Consider the following 20639-nt stretch of genomic DNA (forward strand, 5'->3'; position numbering starts at 1 on the left):
AAAATATTACATTTTTTCTTTATAAATGGATAAAACACGGGAATGAAATATACCGTATACGGCGGTAGCGATGGCGATGTACAAAAGGCTATCAAAGACAACTGGGACACTATGCCTACAGGTACATATAATGCACTTGTAATGTGCGGAAATTCATGGTGTGCGACTGTTGTAAAAAACTCAAACAAATATGGCTCGGTTCTTCTTCATTCATATGCGCTTTCTACTGTAATAAGAATGCGCATCCTGAATGGAACATGGAGTGTCGATACTTTAGCAAATGATGATCGTCTGGGGGATGATTACGGGCCTATTGCTATTACTCCAGACGTTGATGCAACAGTATTTGAGAGTAGCGATTCGTGGCTACAGAAGAAAAACGGTATTGTTGTAGTCCATGTATATGGACGAGTTAACACAAACACTGTATTTACTTTATTAACATTGCCCAAAGGCTTACGCCCATGGGCACATGTACATGCAGATGGAGCAATTATTTATAATGACATTGGCAACGTTTCGTCAAGTGGAACTATACAGGATAATGGCTTGATCAGGATAAGTGGTCAGGCCGGAAAATGGATCTCTTTTACAATTACCTATCCTGCATATAATAGTTAATTAGAAATTTTATACCAGTCATACCACTTACCTTCTGCATCTCGAAATCTTATCCAAGACTGCATGTACGAGGTCTGACGTTGCAAAATATAACTTCCACTGTTGATTACTTCAAACACGCAGGCTTGCCTAAATGCAAAATTTGTTGATGATTGAACATTCGCGGAATAAAATGAGTATATGCCGGGTGTAAGTAAAGTATTTGCATCTGCATTCGCGGGAATGAAGCGTTGTCTTCCTCCAACAGCAAAATCTTCCCATCCACTCCATGTAATGTTATAAAGATAATTAATCCATATTTTACGGTCTGCCGGACAGATCACCAATATAAATTCTTCATCTGAAACATTTGATTTTATAACATATAAACGTCCACCTCGAGTAATAATTGGAGGCGCATCAGGCAATTTGTTCGCATTTTCCGAAGTAATAGCATAAAATCCAGTAGGCGCGGAGGCTAAAGATGGATATTTTGCTATATCATACTTCGTAAAATTTTTAAAGGTTCCCATTCCCGTGTTTTGTACAGTATATTATTTATGGTAAATAATATGTAATGTAATATTATTGTAATATTTATACGACTATTAATAATAAAGTTAAACTTTAAAATGATATTTGTAAATTTATTTATGTGTTTTTTTATTTGGAATTAAGGCGCAAAATAATTTCCCAAAATTTAGATAAAAAATATAATTTGTGTATGGTTATTTTTTACTATATTAATTTTATATATTTAATTATAAAAGCTTATATCCCAATAAGATATAGTTGCAAACAACATTTTGACAGATTAAAAGTATAAGTGTTTCAATAAATCAAAAACAAACATATGTTCATTAAACACGGGAACTATTTACCTCGGAACAATAGACCATGTATTAACAGATTCAGAAATAGGAAATATAGCCAAAATATATAATATACCGGACTTTAAAGCATATATCGCAGTTATGCTTCCAATAGTGGAAGAGCCATTTTTGCAAGCAGGTGGCTCACATGTAGTGTTTGGAATGGAATATGGTATTCATAAATGGGGCTTTCAGATGTCGTTTGGCTATCTTATAAAGCATCGAATCCTCAGTAATGGAGTATGGGGAGGCTGGAAAAACGTAACAATGAGTTAATAATGCTACAGATAAGGGAGCCTATTATTGTACTCTTACCCTATCTGATACCAATCGTACCAGACCTTATGTGAATCACGGAATCTTACCCAGCATTGTTCAATTCCGGTCTGTCGCTGTATAACGTATCCAGCCGCCCCAACAATAACTTCTAATACAGAGGAATTTTTGAATGCAAAATTTATCGAAGATTGTGAATTAGCATTATAAAGTTCATATGTTCCCGTTGAAACTATTGTATTCGCATCTGCTTTTTCTCCAATTGCTCCTCGATAAATAAGACTTCCCGTGTTTAATGTAGTAACTTGATCCTGTAAACTCTTACCAGCTTTCGCACTTAATGCAACATTTGAACTGGTAGCGGTGAGAGAATCTGTAATACCATCTATTGCCCCCAATTTTGTTTGCGCTGTTTTATTGTCATCAAAATGCACTGTGTTTGAACTTGTCCATTGTGAACATAATTTGTAGCCATTATCAGATAGGATATACCTTTTATATTTACCATATCCGCTTAAAATACTCATCTTGTTTCCTCCTCATTACATGGTTGTATCCAAAATTTTTTGTTATGTAGAGTCATCCATTCTGGTGATGGCTTCACAAAACCATAATATTCGTCTTCTTTTGCAATAAAATTATTTAAGCTCCATAAAAATAATTTGCCTTTTACGTTGAAAAAAGCATCCTTCAGTGAGGGATGCTCTGACTCGTTATGTCTCATTTATTTCTCCTATTTTTAATTAAGTGTATTCTTGAACCCAGAAATCGCCAACTTTTTGGGTGGATGGTTCTGTAGATTGCACAAGTTCTGTATTAAGTCTATTATTATTGCTGTATAAACAACCATCACTACCAATGTAAGTAGAATTTCTGGAATATGTTTGTGTATTTGAAGATTGTACAGTTGCACCAATTATAAATAATTTGGAATTATTGTTTGTAGAACCTGTGGTATTCTTAGTATCTGTATTAAGATCACCGACAAGTTCATATTGGGCACCATTATACACAAATTCATAAATCCGATTTGCTTCAAGATATCCCGGAGAGATTGCAGAACCACAATAATATATAGGTACAGCACCTGTACTATTAACATTTAGTGTTGGATTTGTGGCTGTGTTAGTTACAGTAAATTTAACTTTAACAGTTGCGCCCACAGATAATACAAAACCTGTAAGACTAATGGTCTTTGCTACAGTTGCAGCGGCAGTAGAGCAGGTTGCATAATGAATAACATTTGACTCTCCATTAAATTTTATTCCATCGATAGTTCTTTCTGAGGATAATTTAGCAGCAAATGCTGCTGTTTCTGTTTTCCCCAGTTTACCATCTACTACGTCTTTAATATTGTTGGTATCTTCTTCATTAGCATAAGGGATATTTGCTCCAGAAATATTAGTAATAGACCCTGTGTCCCCTTTAGGAATACTAAGATTGATAATTGGATTTTCTGGTGTTCCTGTTATCGTTACACTTGCTTGTGTACCAGGAGCACCTGTAACAACAGTACCAACAGTTAAATTTGGAGTTAATCCAGTATCACCTTTCACACCCTGAATACCCTGCACGCCAGATAAATCTGTGATAAAAACCATACCAGATGCATCTTTCATAAAAAGTTTTCCAGTATCTTCATCTTCAACACTACCTGTGTGTATCATAATAAAGTCATAAAGATTAATATTATCAGAATCATCGTTCATTGCTGCAATAGAAGAGTATGTTCCGCTTATCTTAAAAGGTTTCCCAGATGGAAGACGAAGATTTAATTTTTGATTCCCAAAGTCACCTGTAATTGAAGCTGTCGGATTTTCCTCAGAATCACCAGTTTCCACTATACCAATTTGAATAGTATTTAGAAGATTAGGAGAAGTGGAAGATTGTCCTTCGCGATTAGTTACTTTGACTTTAAAGGAGTTAGATTCTTCAAGTGCTTCAATGTTAGCAGTTTCTAATTTAGCAAGTTCAGAATCTATGTCATTTGTAAGTGCTTCAAATGTTTCTGCACGTTCAATTTCTGCAGTTTCTCTGGCTATTTCATTTTGTAATCGTTCGTCTTCATTTTCATTTCTAGTATTTTCAGCTGTCTCACGGTTGTTTTCATTACTATTTCGTTCTGCTTCAGCAGCATTTCGTTCTTCCTCTGCTGTACACCTTATGAGTTCAGTTGCGGCTCTATTAGATTCAGCATCCTGTCTTTTTTTTTCATTATCAATTCTTATAGTTTCATTATTCTGGCGTTCATTTTCTTTAGAACTTCTTGTTTCTTCCGCAGTTATTCTGGAAGCTTCATTATCAAGACGCTGATTTTCAGAATTAATCCTGATTGTTTCATTTTCTCTTCTGTTATTTTCTGCTGTATTTCTAGCGGATTCTTCAGAATCACGTTTTTTCTCAGCTTCATCTCTACTGAGTTCAGCATTTTCTCGTGAGATTTCATTGGCAATTCTGATTAATTCTTGTTCTTCGACATTAGTCTCTAAGGTTCTTATGTCAGAGATTGCTTTGTTTGCTATGTCGATAACAGTATCTGTTTTCAGTATATTGTGAGTTAACAATTGAAATTCATCAGAAGAAATAATGTGTTCAATATCAAATGTAGCAGGAGTAGTTATAATATAGAAAGGGAATGATTTTAATTGACTATTTGTACGTTTACTCATAAGTACAATCTGATAGTCACCACGCCCCTTAACAGCACTCATTTGGGATGTAATGTCAATTTGTATGTAACCTTCATCTGTAATGTGACACTCATTTACTATATGATGAGTATCAGGTTTAGTGCCCATTATTGCGATAACACAATCATCTTTATCTATAACATATTGTGTCCCATTTTGAATTAATTCAACTTCAAATCCTCTGATATTATTACCATCACCTTGCATAGTTGGGATCTGTACAAAGTTATTGTTTGATGATAAGTCTATTATGTAATGTTGAAATACACTATTCATTTATTTGATCACCCTCTTTTTATTATACTCTTGTAAGAACAAAAACCTCATCTCCTTGATAAATAATTTTTTTGATACCATACATTGTCCCATTTAATTTTATATGCCCGCTTTGTACAGATATCATATTACATGAAATAATTGCTGATCCAGTAGTTTTTGCAACAATTTTATCAGCATCCAATTGTTCTACATTAATTTTATCAGCTCTGATATATCCAGCGGATACCCAGTTTTTAACTTCCATAAAATTAGTATATACTTCATTGGAAGAAATTGTACTTGTTTCCAATGTACCAATTCTGGCAACAGCAGCATTTAATTCTGTAATACTTGCTTTTTCAGCAATTAAGCTTCCAAGTGCTGCTTCATTTGCAAATAAATTTCTAATATCTACGTTTATTGCGTCGATATAGTTAGCTTTTATGTAATTTGCAGACAAGGATTCGATATGTGTTACACATGTGCCGGAAAATGGTGATGATACGTTACTGCCATAATAAGAAGAACCATTAAAATTGCCCCAAGTTACTCCATTATTGTAATTTAAACTACCAAAATTACTCCCATTTTGTACCCCAGTCACATAAATGTTTTTAAATGATGCAGATCCATTGCTGTATATATACCAGTTACCATTAGATGCATATATTGCATTATTACTTATTTTTGCACCACCAATAGTTCCTGAGGCTGCAGTAATAACACCGTTTTGAGTGACACTAAAAACATTATTTGCACCTAATGCAATACCACCTTTTCCTATATATACCCCATTTTCGGCGGAGGTAGGACTTGTTTTTCCATTATAAATAGCATTATTGATTGTAAAATCACCAATGGTTCCGGATTTCGCGGTTAATACTCCTTGAACAGTAATCTTGAAAATACTATTTGCGCCAAGAGCAATTCCATCAGTTCCAATATAAATTCCATTAGAAGCATTAGAAATAGAAGACTTGCCATTATAAATTTTATTTGTTTCAAGTACAAACCCATTTGTTCCACCAAGAAAACCTTTTTCTGCGTATAGTGTACCATCAGATAAAGCTTTAAACTTACTATTTGCGCCAAGAGCAATTCCATCAGTTCCAATATAAATTCCGTCAATATTTGATATTAATGAATCCTTTTTGCTATAAAGCTTTCCATTTTTTATAATAAATGCATCTTTACCACCGATCCATCCCTCTTCAGCTTTTATAATGCCTTTAACTGTAAGCAAACCATTTTCATCAAGAGTTAATTTCTGCTCATTACTTGCATTAAATTCAAAAGTACCAGTACTTAAATTTATAAATGAACCAGATTTACTTGGAACATAATTGGAAGATTTTATTATACCTCCAATGATTTCATCTCCTTCAAGGACAGAACCACCTATATAACCAGCAATTACAAAATCAGCAAAAGTACCAAAACGAGATTCTGTTACACCTTTTATAGTCACAGTAGTTCGTCCTACACTCATTGAAACAGTTTTCCAATTATCTGAGGTAAATAAAATTCTGCCACCACCGACAAAAATGGAATCTTTATAAGCATAATCCCCTGAAATGGTATTAACAAAGATTCCTCTTGTATCAATAATCATTTCAGAATCATCACCATTTTTAAGATATTTACCTGCCGCAATTAATCCTTCATCAAGAATTTTACCTATAAGAGAAGTATCTTTCGCTGATTGGCTCCAATAAGACGAATTAAATGACACAGATGTTGCCACATCAGAAGTTGTTCTTATAATTTCTGCAATATCTAAGTACCGATCTTTTGTGTTTCGTACAATATTACCGAAGGTAACAGAAAAATCAGCAGGATTGTAAAAGTTAATATGTGTCGAAAGTAATTTTGCTTTTATTGAAAAATCATCCCGTAATGTTACCCATATGTAGTTTCCTGGTTCAAATTCGTCACAGAATTCTTCAAATTCCGGGATGGCAAATAAATTTATTATGTCTGAGCTAAATAAAAGTTGCGGAATTGATGCTTTAGCAAGTTCCCTTTCGCCAAATTCTAGCAAACTATGAAGCATTTCAAACTTTTCATCATTTGTCATTGTATCTGTTACAATATAATTTGAGCTGTTTAGATCATCTTCTCGGATAAAAGAACATAACTCCTTTAATTCCTCTTGAGAAAAGTTATTTTGTATATCCACATCAGATATAATAGTATTCATTTCATTCGATATAGATATTTGATTATTTTTCAATGAATTAATTTGATTTTCTACTTTTTTTATTTGAGAAGTGATATCTTGAATGGTATTGTAAATGGGCAAATATTCAGAATTATAAAACGAGCTTGAGGGATCTCCATGACCAGACTTCATAGAAACGGATTGTTTTTGTTCATATGCTGATAATTGTTCTTTTAATGGTTGTAAGCCATATTCTTCCCAGTTTGTACTGCCTGATGTAGATGGCATTTTTTCATGTTCTAAGAAATTTATTTGTGTAAGATAATTTTGATATTGAGATAGAAGAGAAGTGTATATAGGTAATTTTAACTTTCTTAAAGCAACCCAGGAATTATATGCATTATAAAGCTTTGCGCTCATATATTCTGTAGAGTTATAATATCCGAAGTTATATATTTTATCATATCCCATATTAATTTCACGAACTGTCAAATCATCAGATCCGGTTATTGTCAAACATGTTTTTATATTATCCATATTACAAGATATATTTGTATTTTTTAAAAGGTTTATATATGATACACAAATATTTGTATCTTTGCCTATGTTATCTTCTTTATATATATTAATAGTATTATTTAATGTATCAAATAAAAAGTAACATTCGAAAGCACTTGCAACATCATTGTTAAGGAAAGAATATATATCTTGTTTGGTTATTTCAAAACTTCTCTGCATCGTTATGAGAGATGTATCTATATGGCCAATTTCCCAGTCAGGACATTTTTCCAATATAAGATGTAAAAGACTTTTGCTTTTATCTCTAAGATTATAAAATTGAACCCCATCAATACTTTCAACAGTCCCCATATTTATTACAAATTCTTCAAGATTTTTATTAGCTAATAAACACTCATAACTTTTTGCTGTTACAGATTTAGATTCAAGTTTGCTTCCCTCAGATGTTATATTTATAGATGTAATACTGAAAAATCCAACATCTGGCAGTAATATATATTTCATATCATTTACTAAATCATAATATGGGTTTTTAATGCCATCTATATAAAGATATGTAGTAAAATTTATTTCATCTAAGTTATTAAAATTGAAATCTATAGTTTTATTTGTGCATTGTAATATTCCGATTCTTTCTTTATTTGATTTGCATAATACATAGTCTGGTATAATGGGATTATCAAAAAAATCCCTAGTTATTCTCATACAACAAAACCTACCTTTCTTGGGACTCGAAATATCATTGAAATTTTTGCATCGACATTTGATACATATTCATTTTTGTTTGGTATTAATCGAAACCATTTAAGATTAAAATCATTGAGCAATAAATCGTGAGATTTATTAGACGTTATAATTTGACATTTTGAGTTAACAGTTATTTTTTCATTAGATTTTACGTTTTTAATTTCAGTATCCCAATTATCATTAATATTTGTAATCGTAATATGACCAGCATAAGAAGGCACAATAGACACTATTGGATAAATATAATTATTTAAATCATCTGTATTATTATAAATATAAAAATGTTGATTTGCCTTTGCATTTATTGTAATAGAATATTCTTTTGACCAGGCAAAATGAGAATCACATTCCAAATCAAGAATTATTCCAGCAATATGTCCACCAATTCTTTTATAAGAAACATTATTCACTCTAGCTCTATACCAAAGATCTTCATCTAATTCATATGTAATTAGCTTTGTCCATTGATATCCATTAATGCCTGTTAATATACGTAGCACACTACGACAATCTTTTTCATTAAAATATAACTTATTATATAATGGATAAGGATTTTTTATTAAAGTAATCTGTAAATGCAATTTATCTGTAAAGTTTTGCCCTATATATGTTGGGACTGGGTTGTTTCCTATAAATTCTTCTATTGTAGAAACGTTCATACCTATTTCATCAACAAATTGTTCATTATAAGAAAATGATGCTATTATTAACCCATAGTCAGATGCTCTAAAATTTCCAATAATCAAATCTTTATTTACAATTTCTATTTTCCTCACCAACTTTCTTTAATATATTTTTGATAATATCATATAAAAATAAAAATAGAACATACGTTCATTAAACACGGGAATGCTAAAATGTATAAAAACACAAGCGACAAGCATGGAAAATGGATGGATTGAAATTCCGAAAGAGGCTCTTGGAATAAATCCTCAAAGGATCGTATCAGTTGTTGGCAATAGCTATGTTATTCCTTATTCTATTAGAACTAATTCGCTTGTTGCAATGATTTTGTCTATAATAGATGGAAATATTGTAGTAGTTCCCAATAGCACTACATATTTACGTATATATTATATCTAAGTATAAACAGTATTTTGGCATACATGCAAGAGCGATTAATAATGGTACTTGGTATGACTGGAATTTGATATACAAAAATTAATTATATAATGCGTTCCAACTCATCCATTCGCCATTCATGAAGTCACATTTTATTATTTTATTTATGCTATAACCAAAATAAGCAACACACCCATATTTATCATCTACCATATAGCTTAACGCTAATCCAGCACCTCCGCCCGTTTTATTAATAGCTGTGTAGATCGGATTGTTAAAATAGGCTACATTCAATATTGTCAATTTTATTGATAAAGTGTTTTCGGTTAAATAAGATAGGAAATTCTGAAGTTCACCGTTATTATTTACATTAACGTATTTTACTTTTAATATGCCGTTCCCAGTTCCCGTGTTTAATTTATTTAAAGAACTTTGTGATACATATTTTTCAAAAAATGTTGACATTTAAAAACTGTCAATTATACTTCTAAAAAGAAAGCTGAAAACTTATTTTTAAGCTTTCAGCTTTTTAAAATATGATAATATTACATCATATAATTATCTTCTGTATGTAATACCATCATGCATTTTATTTACAAAATCATTTACAGCTTCTTTTGCAATAACCTTCATCTGCTTAATATTTGAACTATCAATACTTCCCTCAACATTAATAAGACTTCCTATTTCTATAGGATTATTATTTATATTCTTATCAATTACAGGTTTAGGAACACGGGCATATTTCCATAAATCTTCCATAAAATTAACTGGTAACATCTTATCAGGATCAAATTGTGCCCATTTATAAATATTATCAGTTTCAGATTTAGTAAGTATCTGGTCTCCTTCATTACCAATAGCATAATTCCCAGATTTCAGTTTAGGAAGTGTAAGCTCTGGACCTTCTTCATTTTTAACTCTTAGACCACCTTTTGCATTACGCGTCCCAGATGCATATTTCTTTACCAATGTAGTATTTATATCTGTGACATGATCCTTTTTGTATTCCATTGCTTCTGCATATGATAGATTATCTTTCCATATTCTTCCAGTCATTTTATCTATCAACTGATATTTACCAGTATTCATGTCATTCGCTTTGCCTGTGCTTCCACCATTATATCCACCAGTAGAAGATGCATTATTCATATTATCAATAGCCCGCTTTGCACTGTTTGCAGCATTTTCAATGCTTGCCAGTGAATTCACAATACTGCTGACATTGTATCCGCGTTCCAAAGCATTAACCAGGCTCTGTTGCAGGGCATTTGTCATATTAGCCAGATTGGCCTCAGCATAATATGATGTGGTTAGCTCATTAACAAGATTATCTGCTTTCGATGAGAACATCCATGCAAGTGAATTCGCAGTGTTATTTGCTTGTGTCTGGAGATTCCATACTTCATTTTCCACACCCATGATATTTCCAATGAATGCAGATGTATTCTGAGACAGTACTTCACCATAGCCTGCGATTGCGTTTCCACCAGACTGCCAGGAAGAGATAAGAGCAGCAGATATTGTGATTCCATGCTCTACAGCGATTTGGGCAATTTCCTGTCCAATTAAAGATGCATTTTCTTTTACTGTGTTGAATGACTGATTCAGGATTGCTTCTTTGTTATTCAAAGATTCTCTGAGGGATTCAATTTCTTTATTCTGTGCTGCCTCATATTGCTCAAACTGATTATTTAAAGCCTCTTCCTGCGCTTCGATGCTATGCAGATATTCCTCCTCAGATAATGCTTTCTTTGCTTCTGCAAGCTGTTCTTCAAGTTTCTTACGTTTTGCAACTCCGGATGCTGATGTGTCATATTGCAGTGCGGCTATTTGACGTTTCAGATCTGTAACGGCTTTCGTTTTATCTGCAATACTGTTTTTATAATCATGTAAATCTTTCTCTGATTTCAATGCTTTTATCTGGGATTGTATAAGTTCGTCATAAGCATCAATTTCTTTTTCAATCCCCTTAATCTGGTTCTCGACTCTGGCTTTGTTTAACTCTAAAATGGCATTTTTTGCTGATTCAGTAGCATTTACAGTATCCCACTGTTTTTCATTCAAACTAGCTAACTTATCAGCATACTCAGTTGCAGTATAATTTCCGGCCATGTATTGAGCATTCAATTCATCAATCTCATTGCCATACTGCTTGATCTGATACTGTGCCAGTTCATATTGCTGTGATAACAGTCCCAGCTGTGTAATGCCTTCTTTTGACCACATCCCCTTTTCATCTGATACATCAAACCCATCAAATAAATCAATGATATTTGAGAGTTCAGAGTCAAGATTGGAAAACTGTTCTTGGATTCTGTTGAAAACTTCCGTATGGAGATTGAGTAGTTCATTGTCAAATTGTTCGATGGACTTCTTGCAGTCTAAGATGTTGCCGTCCACTTCGCTGAGTGCATTGACCATTTCAATCCATTCGTCGGTTCCTTTTTGTCATTCTGTTACTTTCGGTTTATCAAACCTACTGACCATATACAATATATGGCGGTTAGCCATTTCTGGCTAACTCTCACATTTCTTTTTTGATTGGGATTATCGTGTGAGATCGGACTGAATCTTCATCCTCTCAGGACAGGAGAGGAGAGTAACGGAACCTCATATGTTACCATATAAGGTATTACAGTCTCTACGGATTCTGATTTTAGATAAATAAAGAGCAGGTGTGTACATCACCTGCTCTGAATGCTGATACAAGCTGGTCGAAATAAGCTTGCACGATTCGTAGGAAAAACCTCTTTAACTGACGGAGATAAGCATTTCATACCTCCTGATTATATAATCAATTGGTAACGGCTTCTCTCCTATATTTATATTATATAGATTCTATTCTTTTATGTCAATATTATTCTCAAATTTTCTTGATTTCATGCGCAAGGTATTATTTTCCTGCTTTAAACGGCTGACTAGTTCTTTCTGATCGGAAATCTGCTTTTCATATTTATCAATCTTCTTTAAAGAATTATAAAATTTTTGATATAATTCTGGAAATTGAATACCAAATACTTGTTCTTGTATCTGTTCTACGATATCAGAGTTTATAGAAACAGTCTCTTTATCAATTCTGCCTGGTGATATAAATTTAGTATCATTTAGCTTGAGAATACAATCTTTTTCAAAACCTTCTGACATTAGTGCTTGTCTATATTTTTTGCTTGCAGTAGGATTATTTATAGGATGATAACAGCTCGAAAAATATTTAGTACCAGAAGTCATTGGGACAATGAGTATTTTCCCATCTTTCTTGCCAATGCATAATCCATGATGAAAGTATGCCAATTCATCAGAAAATGTTTTCCCGAAATCAATATAATAAATAGACCCAATCTTTGCAGAGACTACATTACCATAACCATCCGTAAAATCTGTTTTTTCATTATTTCGAATCCAATTAGCATCACTTAATATTATAGAAGAAGCATCATATGCACTTAGATTTTTTAAACCTTTGATATAATTTTCCATTAATTGAACACCTGCTAATATTATAGAAGCTGTTTTTTTGGTCCGTTTATTCTTATTATCTTCTGTATTTTCACTAAACCGCTTAATGTCATTTATATCACTCCAAAACATATTTGCAGTACTCTTCATCATAATCGTTATTCTCCTAATCATCAGTATTATAATATTCCATTATATACCAATAATCGACAGAGTACTATTCAGAACATACATTTGTAGCCAAATCATAAAAATCAATATAATCAAATAAATCCAAATTTTCTATCTAAAATCAGTCTTTCCTCGGTCTTAACGTTCCCATACGCCTTTAACCGATATAGTTACTTTGTTCATCCTACATTACTGTAGGAGAGGGCAACAATTTACCCTTCCAGAACTAATAGCATTGCTCATATGGTTTATAAGCTGTGCTTTTTCAGCTTCTAATAATTGTAATTGTTTCTGTGACTGGTCAATCTGTGCTTTAAAGAAAGATTCTCCGATTAATTCCCCAGCTTCTTTTAACAGGTCAACCTGTTTAGAGATCAAATCTTTACTGTTATCACGAAGATCAAACTGATTACTGAAATCCTCCATGATATTGTTGAACTTCGTTAATTCCAGCTGACGAATCTCTTTTTGTAATTCAGCCAGGTTCTGCTGACAGTCTGCAATTTCATCAGCCCAGGATTCATACTCCTTAATGGCTTCTACGACATTTTTATTACCTTCTCCGATAAAGTCAATGAGAGCAACAGCACCATTTCTAACCTGGTGCGCTATATCAGCAGGCAGTTTTGACAATGCTTCATTTGCTTTCTGGGTATACATAGAAAGAGCATCTGTGTAGTTGTTGAATTTCTCTTCTGTAATACCTAATTCAGCATCAATCAGGTTGTTTTTGGCGAATGATCCAGACACATTATCGAGAGAAGTGCTTAAGAAAGACAGAACATCGTTTAGTACTTCAACTCTTCGTTTGAAAAAATCAATAGTTTCGGAGAATTCAGATTTAGCTGAGGAAGAAGAGTCTTTTATGGAATCATTTATTTTACTCCTTTCCTTTTCAAGCTGTTGAATCTGATCTGCATAGCCGTGACCGCCGATTCCGCCATTATTGTCAAAAGTAGCCTGTAAATTTTTCAGTATTTCTATCTGTGAATCAATATTTGAGATTGCATCGGCATAACCTTTAATATCAATTTCAAGCTGTGACTGGAAATTATCCAGGTTAAATTCTTTCGGGCTGTATTCGGAGAGTGTGGTATTAAAATCTCCGGAATGTGTCTCTACTTTGATACCACCTTTAGAGGTAGAACCTCCGCCGCGTTTTCCTTTTCCTAATTTCCCACCACGTTCACCTTTTGGAGCTGCTTCGATTGCATCTGCAACATCCCATACTTTTTCCTGGAGATATTCAAAAGATGTCTGTGCATTTATGGAATTGATGTCTATGGAATCTGCCATGGATACAGCAGCATTATCCATATTTACAGCGATATCCTGTGCAACAGCTCCCACAATACGGTTAAATTCATCTGTGTTACCTGCCATGTTAGCGGCTACAGCGGCATATGCCCTATCTTCTTCGAGGCCTGCTTCGATCAGTGCTTTCAATAAGCTATTTGCTGCATCTATGCGGTACTGGGCAATTTCTTTTGTGATATTCAATCTATTACTTTCACCATCACTGGCTACTGACCATACTCATCATTGTGATATGGCGACATGTCATTTCTGGCATGTTCTCGCATTTCATTTATTTGGGATTATTGTGCGACAATCATGTATTTCAACATGAAGGAGCCTTCCGGCTGTTTGGACTGGATCTTCATCCTGCCTTAGATGGGTAGGAGAGTAACGGAGGTTGTATAGTTGCCTATATAACCATTACAGTCTCTAGGGATTCTGATTTTAGATTTTAGAATTAGAAATCTGCAACAAAAAGAGATGATATAAATAGCTGGGTGGCACTCCAGCATCTCTTTAAGTCCATAAAAGGAGTGACGGCTGCCTGTTCCGTCCTTATTTATATCATCTCTCTATAGTATGTATTCATTTTTCTATACTTATATTACATCATCGAAGGAAATTTGTCAACAATATTTCCAAGCACGATTATTTTTTATATATTCATTCAATTGTGCTTTTACATTATCGAGATTAAATCCATATATTTTTGTAATCTAAAATCAGTCTTTCCACGGTCTGACCCGTCCCATCGGGCTTTAACCGTTATAGTTACTTTTTATAATCCACATTACTGTGGAAGAGGGCAATATCGTTTACCCTCGCCTTCGGCAACCTGCTTCGCTATATTAAGCTGTGCCTGGGCATAATCCTTCTTTATGATTAATCCTGCTTTGTCAGCTTCCAGCTTAGTTATCTGGGCTTCAATGATGGATTTATCGCCATCAAGAATACTATTTACAACTTCTTCATTTAGAGTGATCTGACCATTTGCGGTTACCTGTGCATGGTCAAGAATTTCAGGATACATCTTTGCTAATTCTGCAGCTGCATTTGTTGATATGGTTAATCCATCTGCAACTGTTTCCTGAACTTTGGCCAGATTCTCAAATTGTGTGATTACACCTTCAATTACATTTGCCGTATCATCCCATGTAGAACCAATAGAAGTTGCATAAGACTCAATACCCGAATCCCCATAAGAGCTGAGGCGTTGTAGAGAATCTATAAGCAGATCTACCTGTTCGCGCTCTGCATCTGTGGTGAGAGAATCTTTTAAGGTTTGGAGATTCTGTATTAATGAATCAGGCTGTTGTGCTATAAGTACGCTTAATCCTTCAGATAAGTTCCCGAATCCTTCTGCTGTTAAATCTATGTAGGGTACAAGCTCGGGGAACTGTTGCATTAGATCTAATACTGCTGATTCATCTAAGGTACCACTGTTGAATGATTCCAGGGCGGAGCGGAGTGTGGTTAGAGAAGATTGGATGTCAGAGAGTGCGTCCTTGTAGGTGGAAATGTCGAAGGAAGTGGTGGGGGCATTCAATGTTGAACCTTGAATATATTCCTTTTCAGCTTCCGCAGCATCCCTAGCCCTTTGTGCGATTTTCTGCCAAGTGTCAATTTCTTCCTGTGTGTTGATAGAATGTTCCTTGAAAAAAGCAGTAGGGTCGTAACCGTCAAATTTATCTTTTGCAAAATCTACTGCACGTTGGTACTGTGCTTCGAGGTCGTTAATTGTTTGTTCACTGTCAGTGATAGCAATAGGAATTTCAATACCGTTTTCTTGACAATATGCTTTTATAATTTCTAAAGCATTTCTGAATTGTTCTACAAACTCACGAATAGATTGCTCATCTGTAGGAATAGCATATAAGTCTGCCAAAGCAGTTTTTGTTGTTTCATCTTGTGAAAGTGCTTCAACAAAATCAGTTATTTGACGTTTTACTGACTTCATTTTATCTTCGTCATAAGTTAAATTACCGAACCAATCACGAGATACAATATCGTCAATATTAAATCCTTTTAAGAATTCATTTACAAATTTTTGTTGCTCGGTTGTTAAATTAGAATAACCATCTGCATACTCAGCAATATATTGTAAATCTCTTTGAATAGATTCATTTGCTATAGACATAGAATCTTTCATATCTAAGTATGCTTGTGCACAATCTTTTACAGTAAGAATTCTATTTTCAAATTCATCCTCTTCTAATCCAACGTTTTCATAAGATAAAGCATTAGTAATTGCGTCAATATTTTTAGCTATTTCGTCAACATATTCGTCAAAGAACCAATTAGGCTGATAATATCCATTTTCATTAAAAAATTTCTCCATTTCTTTATCAATATTATCTATACCTAATGATTTCAATATTTCTCTTGCAAGGTCTTCACTACTATAACCATTATTATATCTTTCGCTATAATTAAATGCTTTATATAACGCATTAGAAAAATCAGTTGCTTTTACTGTACTTGCTGCAGACATGTCTTCAGTCACCCAACCACCTTCAAAAGCATCTTTATATTCTGCAATATATCCTGACATTGAAGTTTTTAGATTTTGAAGATTTGTAATTTTTCTTAGTTCATTACGATATTCCTGTTCCTGCAATTCGATAGCACGTTCTAATAGTCCGTTTTTATCAGCAATATATCCGTTTTCTGTGCTATAACCTTCAGCAAGAGAGGGTGACATACCAACGATCTGCTGAATGATTTCTTTATATCTTTCATATTGCTCAGTAGTTAGAGATACATTATCTCCATACTGGCTTACACCTTTTGATAATTCCTCAAATTCTTTCTTCAACCCATTAAGCGTTGATATATTACTTTCATTGGTTGATTTGAATTCTTCATATTTTCTTCTTAATTCTTCTGCCTTTTCAATTGCTTCTTCATTTGCATGGACTAACTTATCTATTCCTTTTACAACTAAGCTAATAAGTAATCCGATTCCCATACCGATAGCTGCATTTAAGGCTGTTTGTGCTATGGTTAATCCAATAGTTGATGCCTTCGCCGCATTTTGTGCAGTAGCCATACCTTGTGCTGAAACTTTTCCTCCATTGTATGAGGCTACCAAGTTCTGTGCCGCAGGACTTGCATTTAACATAGTCCTATTAAATGCTGTTTGCGAAGTTACACATGAATCAATCTGGGAGTTATATGCTTTGATTGCTTCTATATCACTTTTTGTAATAGCATTAGCAGGAGTAAATACACTTCCTATTTTACCAAATACACCATTAGCATTTTGCCAGTTTCTTTTATAAGTGTTCCAATCTTTATTAAAAAGTGCTAAAGTTTTTCTCGTTTCATCTACAGAACTTGTGATTGTTTTGAATATCATACTATTAGAATTTGTAACTTGTGGAGAGTTACATGAGCGTTGTGGATACGCCCAATTGAGTATTTGTGGAGAATACTCTTTTGGCAATGTGGAGTTGCCGTTTGTTGTATTTTGTGATAAAATGAGAGTCACTTAAACTTATTTTAATAAAGGGGTTGTTATAAATGAAAAAGAAAAAATGTTTATTAGTCATTGTGTTAATTTTAGTTTGCGTAATTACTTCTATATGTGCTAATTTTTTTATAAATAACAAAAATGATGAAAAAATTCCATTAAACCATTTAATTAATGCTATAAACAATCGTGATGTGTCTGAAATACCAAAAGCATTTCACGAATATTGTTCATTGTCAGTTGAACAAAATATTTCAGAAGAAAAATTTGAAAATTACATAAATGGCATTTCTGAAGATTTTGGTGGTGATTTTCAAATCTCATACAAAATTATTCATATGAGCAGTATGTCAAAAGAAGATATTGAAATGTATGAAGATAATGCAAGAAATATATACTCTAATTATCCCTATTTTTCAAATGGTGGTACAATTAAATTTGATAATATCTATAACATTACAACCGAGATGACGATAAAAGGTAAATACCAAGAGGGAAAAGGTAATGTCGAATTTACTGTAGTAAAAATTGATAACAAATATTATTTTCTACATATACCCAATCAAATGATGAGCGTATTTATAGATTATTAAGTCATATAACCACATCCTTTCACTTTATTTCAGAGCAAGATTGCTCTATAAATTATGCCAATTCAAACTATTAGTATAATTTATACAGCAGTCTTATTTCTGTTACATAAAAACGCTGACTTGAAATTTTAAATTCCAGTGCAGAAGTAAATTCCACTGAACTGTCTAAAGGTGGAATTTAAAATTTCAATTTTCGGTTACATAAAAACATACATTCAACTCTATACATATTCGACATTTTATGGTATAATTATTCGAATATAACAAATAAAGTCAAACAGAACAGAGGAATTCTTTATGGAATTGAGGATTGAATCATATTGCCACAAAAAATCATGTTTTATAAATACAGATGAACCATTTACAGAGTCCTTTGATTATGAAACTACTATCAGCACTTGTTATTTTAAGGCTGGGTTTAATCTATTCCTAATAGACGAAGATTGTGATGAGGAAAATATTGTTGCAACTGTTGAAGGTTATTTTTTTAACTATAACTACATAGAGGCTTATGATATAAACATTATTGATAGTGCTGACACCATATCCAATGATGCATACAATGCGATTGTAACATTAAAAAATAACAATTTTTTACTTGCAGAAGTAGATATAGGATGTAGACCTTTAATTTGTTATCTCAGTAGATTCTTTATTTATCCTAATTATAGAAATAACGGCATTGCAACTTACATACATGAAAATCTTCAAGAAATATTTGAATACGTTACAAGCGACTTGACAAGTTTATTTATTACATTGCCTTGTCCGCAAATTCCAACTTTAGATGGGAGTTGGGAAAACATCAGGGATGATAATATGTTTGAAAAAATGATTAGATTACTCAACAAACATGGATTCAAACCTATTGGCAAAGAATTTTATTACAAATCATATACATAATTAAACAGGATGTAATATACCATGATTCAAAGTGAAAAGGAACAACGTGCAAAAGAAAAGGTTTTATCTCAAATAAACAATCTTCCTCGATTTTCGCATATGTTCTTTACTGAAAATGAGACTACTACATTTACAACAAAACGTAATTACTATATTATTTTCTATGACTTTTTAAGCTATATAAAAGACATATATAAAATTTCTGATACTAAATCAATACCGCCTTATGTATTAGAAAACTTAACAATAGATAATATCGAATCTTATAAAAATATATTACTTGAAAAATATAGTCCCAACACAGTTAATTCAAAAATTAATAGTATTAAAGGAATATTTAAGTTTTTGTATCATAATCATGCTATCAGTAAAAATATCATGTCACAAGTAATCATTAAAGATATAGAAATAGATAAGACCTCAATAGGTCAAACGGATATAGATCATTTCTTTCAAGCAATTGCCAGTAAAAATGATGAATTTATTAGAAAAAGAAATTTATCCATTGCGTCACTAATTATTGATACAGGTTTAAGTGTGCAGGATATTATTGAACTTAATATTTGTAATGTGTCTGATGATAAAATTATTTATCAAGACAGTGGTGGGAATATCATACAATACATACTTGGACAACAAACAAACACATATTTGAAACAATATATGGATATTATTAACAGCGAAAATGTGAATCAACCTTTATTTACTTCTGCTCAAAAAGGCAGAATATCAAGTGAGGTCATACAGAATCTTTTTAAAAGATATAGCAATGGTATAAATCCATTAGATTTTCAAGCAAAACCTTATGTAAAAATCAAAGATTCACATAATTATATTTTAACAATTAATCCGAAAGATTATAAAGTAAAGGAGAGCAAAACAATGAAAGACAAAATCAAAGCAAGTGAACTATTTGTAAAATTGGTAGTTAATTCCCAACACTCTATGAAATCAGAAGATCAGCAGCTTATAAAAAGAATAGCTGAAAATCACAGAAGTATAGAGGGCGATATTGAGAAAATATTAAATGATATTAGCATGAGTAACGAATATATGCGAATCTCCATAATTAGAACCACAGTTATAACTCTTATTGAATTAGGTATAATAGAAAAGGATGTAGATATACTTAATTCAGATATTTCAAATCAGTTAATATCAAAAGCAATGGATATTTTTGAAAATTCTAAACATTAATAAGAAAATGCATAATGTTGAATCATGAAAGACTCATCAACACAGGTGAGTCTTTTTATATCCAAAACAAATCAATTTTACTGTCAAATGTTTTGAATATCATACTATGATTTATTATAGGTTGTGGACACCTATTTATTCTGCATGTTGTGGAGACACGCATAAGTAGTTGTGGAGACTACTTGTTTTATATGGATAAATATGATAAAATGACTTTCATAATAAGTTATTTAGTAAACGGTAGATAGTGAGTACCTATACAAAACAAGAGCAAACCTGTATGATAGAAACAGATTTGCTCCAGTCTTTATTTCACTTCACCTTTATCAGGCTTGCGGCAATTCGCTGGCAGGCCTGGTG

Annotated in this window: 16 protein-coding genes; 5 read left to right on the forward strand and 11 right to left on the reverse strand. The window is 32.8% G+C overall.

From position 1 onward, the window contains the following. Nucleotides 1-42 precede the first annotated feature (42 nt). Nucleotides 43-621, forward strand: a complete 579-nt coding sequence (locus NSB25_RS24345; RefSeq protein ID WP_103242015.1) for a hypothetical protein — start codon at nt 43-45, stop codon at nt 619-621. Here NSB25_RS24345 and NSB25_RS24350 read toward each other — a convergent pair. The 6 genes from NSB25_RS24350 to NSB25_RS24375 form a co-directional block, all read right to left on the reverse strand. Then, nucleotides 618-1133, reverse strand: coding sequence for a pyocin knob domain-containing protein (locus NSB25_RS24350; RefSeq protein WP_103242016.1), 516 nt, complete (start codon nt 1131-1133; stop codon nt 618-620). The genes NSB25_RS24345 and NSB25_RS24350 overlap by 4 nt on opposite strands. A 650-nt stretch (nt 1134-1783) precedes the next feature. Beyond that, on the reverse strand, nt 1784-2275 hold the full coding sequence (locus NSB25_RS24355; protein WP_103242017.1) for a pyocin knob domain-containing protein: 492 nt from the start codon (nt 2273-2275) through the stop codon (nt 1784-1786). Continuing rightward, on the reverse strand, nt 2272-2472 hold the full coding sequence (locus NSB25_RS24360; RefSeq protein ID WP_103242018.1) for a hypothetical protein: 201 nt from the start codon (nt 2470-2472) through the stop codon (nt 2272-2274). The genes NSB25_RS24355 and NSB25_RS24360 overlap by 4 nt, the downstream gene beginning before the upstream one ends. 19 nt (nt 2473-2491) lie before the next feature. Then, nucleotides 2492-4714, reverse strand: coding sequence for a cell envelope integrity protein TolA (locus NSB25_RS24365; RefSeq protein ID WP_103242019.1), 2223 nt, complete (start codon nt 4712-4714; stop codon nt 2492-2494). Nucleotides 4715-4736: 22 nt separating this feature from the next. Next, complete coding sequence (locus tag NSB25_RS24370) at nt 4737-8081, reverse strand: autotransporter outer membrane beta-barrel domain-containing protein (RefSeq protein WP_103242020.1); 3345 nt, start codon at nt 8079-8081, stop codon at nt 4737-4739. Continuing rightward, a complete protein-coding gene (locus NSB25_RS24375) occupies nt 8078-8899 on the reverse strand; it encodes a phage tail domain-containing protein (RefSeq protein ID WP_103242021.1) in 822 nt (273 codons plus the stop codon). The genes NSB25_RS24370 and NSB25_RS24375 overlap by 4 nt, the downstream gene beginning before the upstream one ends. Nucleotides 8900-9005: 106 nt before the next feature. Between NSB25_RS24375 and NSB25_RS24380 the strand changes: the two genes are divergently transcribed. Then, nucleotides 9006-9206, forward strand: a complete 201-nt coding sequence (locus tag NSB25_RS24380) for a hypothetical protein (protein ID WP_146040177.1) — start codon at nt 9006-9008, stop codon at nt 9204-9206. Between the two features lie 78 nt (nt 9207-9284). On the opposite strand, the gene NSB25_RS24385 is transcribed toward NSB25_RS24380, so the two are convergent. The 5 genes from NSB25_RS24385 to NSB25_RS24405 form a co-directional block, all read right to left on the reverse strand. Continuing rightward, on the reverse strand, nt 9285-9650 hold the full coding sequence (locus NSB25_RS24385; RefSeq protein WP_103242022.1) for a hypothetical protein: 366 nt from the start codon (nt 9648-9650) through the stop codon (nt 9285-9287). A 93-nt stretch (nt 9651-9743) separates the two neighbouring features. Continuing rightward, nucleotides 9744-11609, reverse strand: a complete 1866-nt coding sequence (locus NSB25_RS24390) for a hypothetical protein (protein ID WP_103242023.1) — start codon at nt 11607-11609, stop codon at nt 9744-9746. Nucleotides 11610-12026: 417 nt separating this feature from the next. Then, complete coding sequence (locus NSB25_RS24395) at nt 12027-12797, reverse strand: hypothetical protein (protein WP_103242024.1); 771 nt, start codon at nt 12795-12797, stop codon at nt 12027-12029. A 207-nt stretch (nt 12798-13004) separates the two neighbouring features. Further along, complete coding sequence (locus tag NSB25_RS24400; RefSeq protein WP_103242025.1) at nt 13005-14315, reverse strand: hypothetical protein; 1311 nt, start codon at nt 14313-14315, stop codon at nt 13005-13007. A 589-nt stretch (nt 14316-14904) separates the two neighbouring features. Beyond that, complete coding sequence (locus tag NSB25_RS24405) at nt 14905-17559, reverse strand: hypothetical protein (RefSeq protein WP_146040178.1); 2655 nt, start codon at nt 17557-17559, stop codon at nt 14905-14907. 77 nt (nt 17560-17636) lie between these two features. Between NSB25_RS24405 and NSB25_RS24410 the strand changes: the two genes are divergently transcribed. The 3 genes from NSB25_RS24410 to NSB25_RS24420 all read left to right on the forward strand — a co-directional run bounded on the left by NSB25_RS24410 (nt 17637) and on the right by NSB25_RS24420 (nt 20279). Beyond that, nucleotides 17637-18179, forward strand: coding sequence for a hypothetical protein (locus tag NSB25_RS24410; protein WP_103242027.1), 543 nt, complete (start codon nt 17637-17639; stop codon nt 18177-18179). A gap of 297 nt (nt 18180-18476) precedes the next feature. Beyond that, nucleotides 18477-19082, forward strand: a complete 606-nt coding sequence (locus NSB25_RS24415; protein ID WP_103242028.1) for a hypothetical protein — start codon at nt 18477-18479, stop codon at nt 19080-19082. A gap of 21 nt (nt 19083-19103) precedes the next feature. Further along, a complete protein-coding gene (locus tag NSB25_RS24420; protein WP_103242029.1) occupies nt 19104-20279 on the forward strand; it encodes a tyrosine-type recombinase/integrase in 1176 nt (391 codons plus the stop codon). Nucleotides 20280-20639: the final 360 nt, after the last annotated feature.

It is taken from the genome of Acetatifactor muris, from assembly GCF_024623325.1.
In the GTDB taxonomy this organism is placed as follows: Bacteria; Bacillota; Clostridia; order Lachnospirales; family Lachnospiraceae; genus Acetatifactor; species Acetatifactor muris.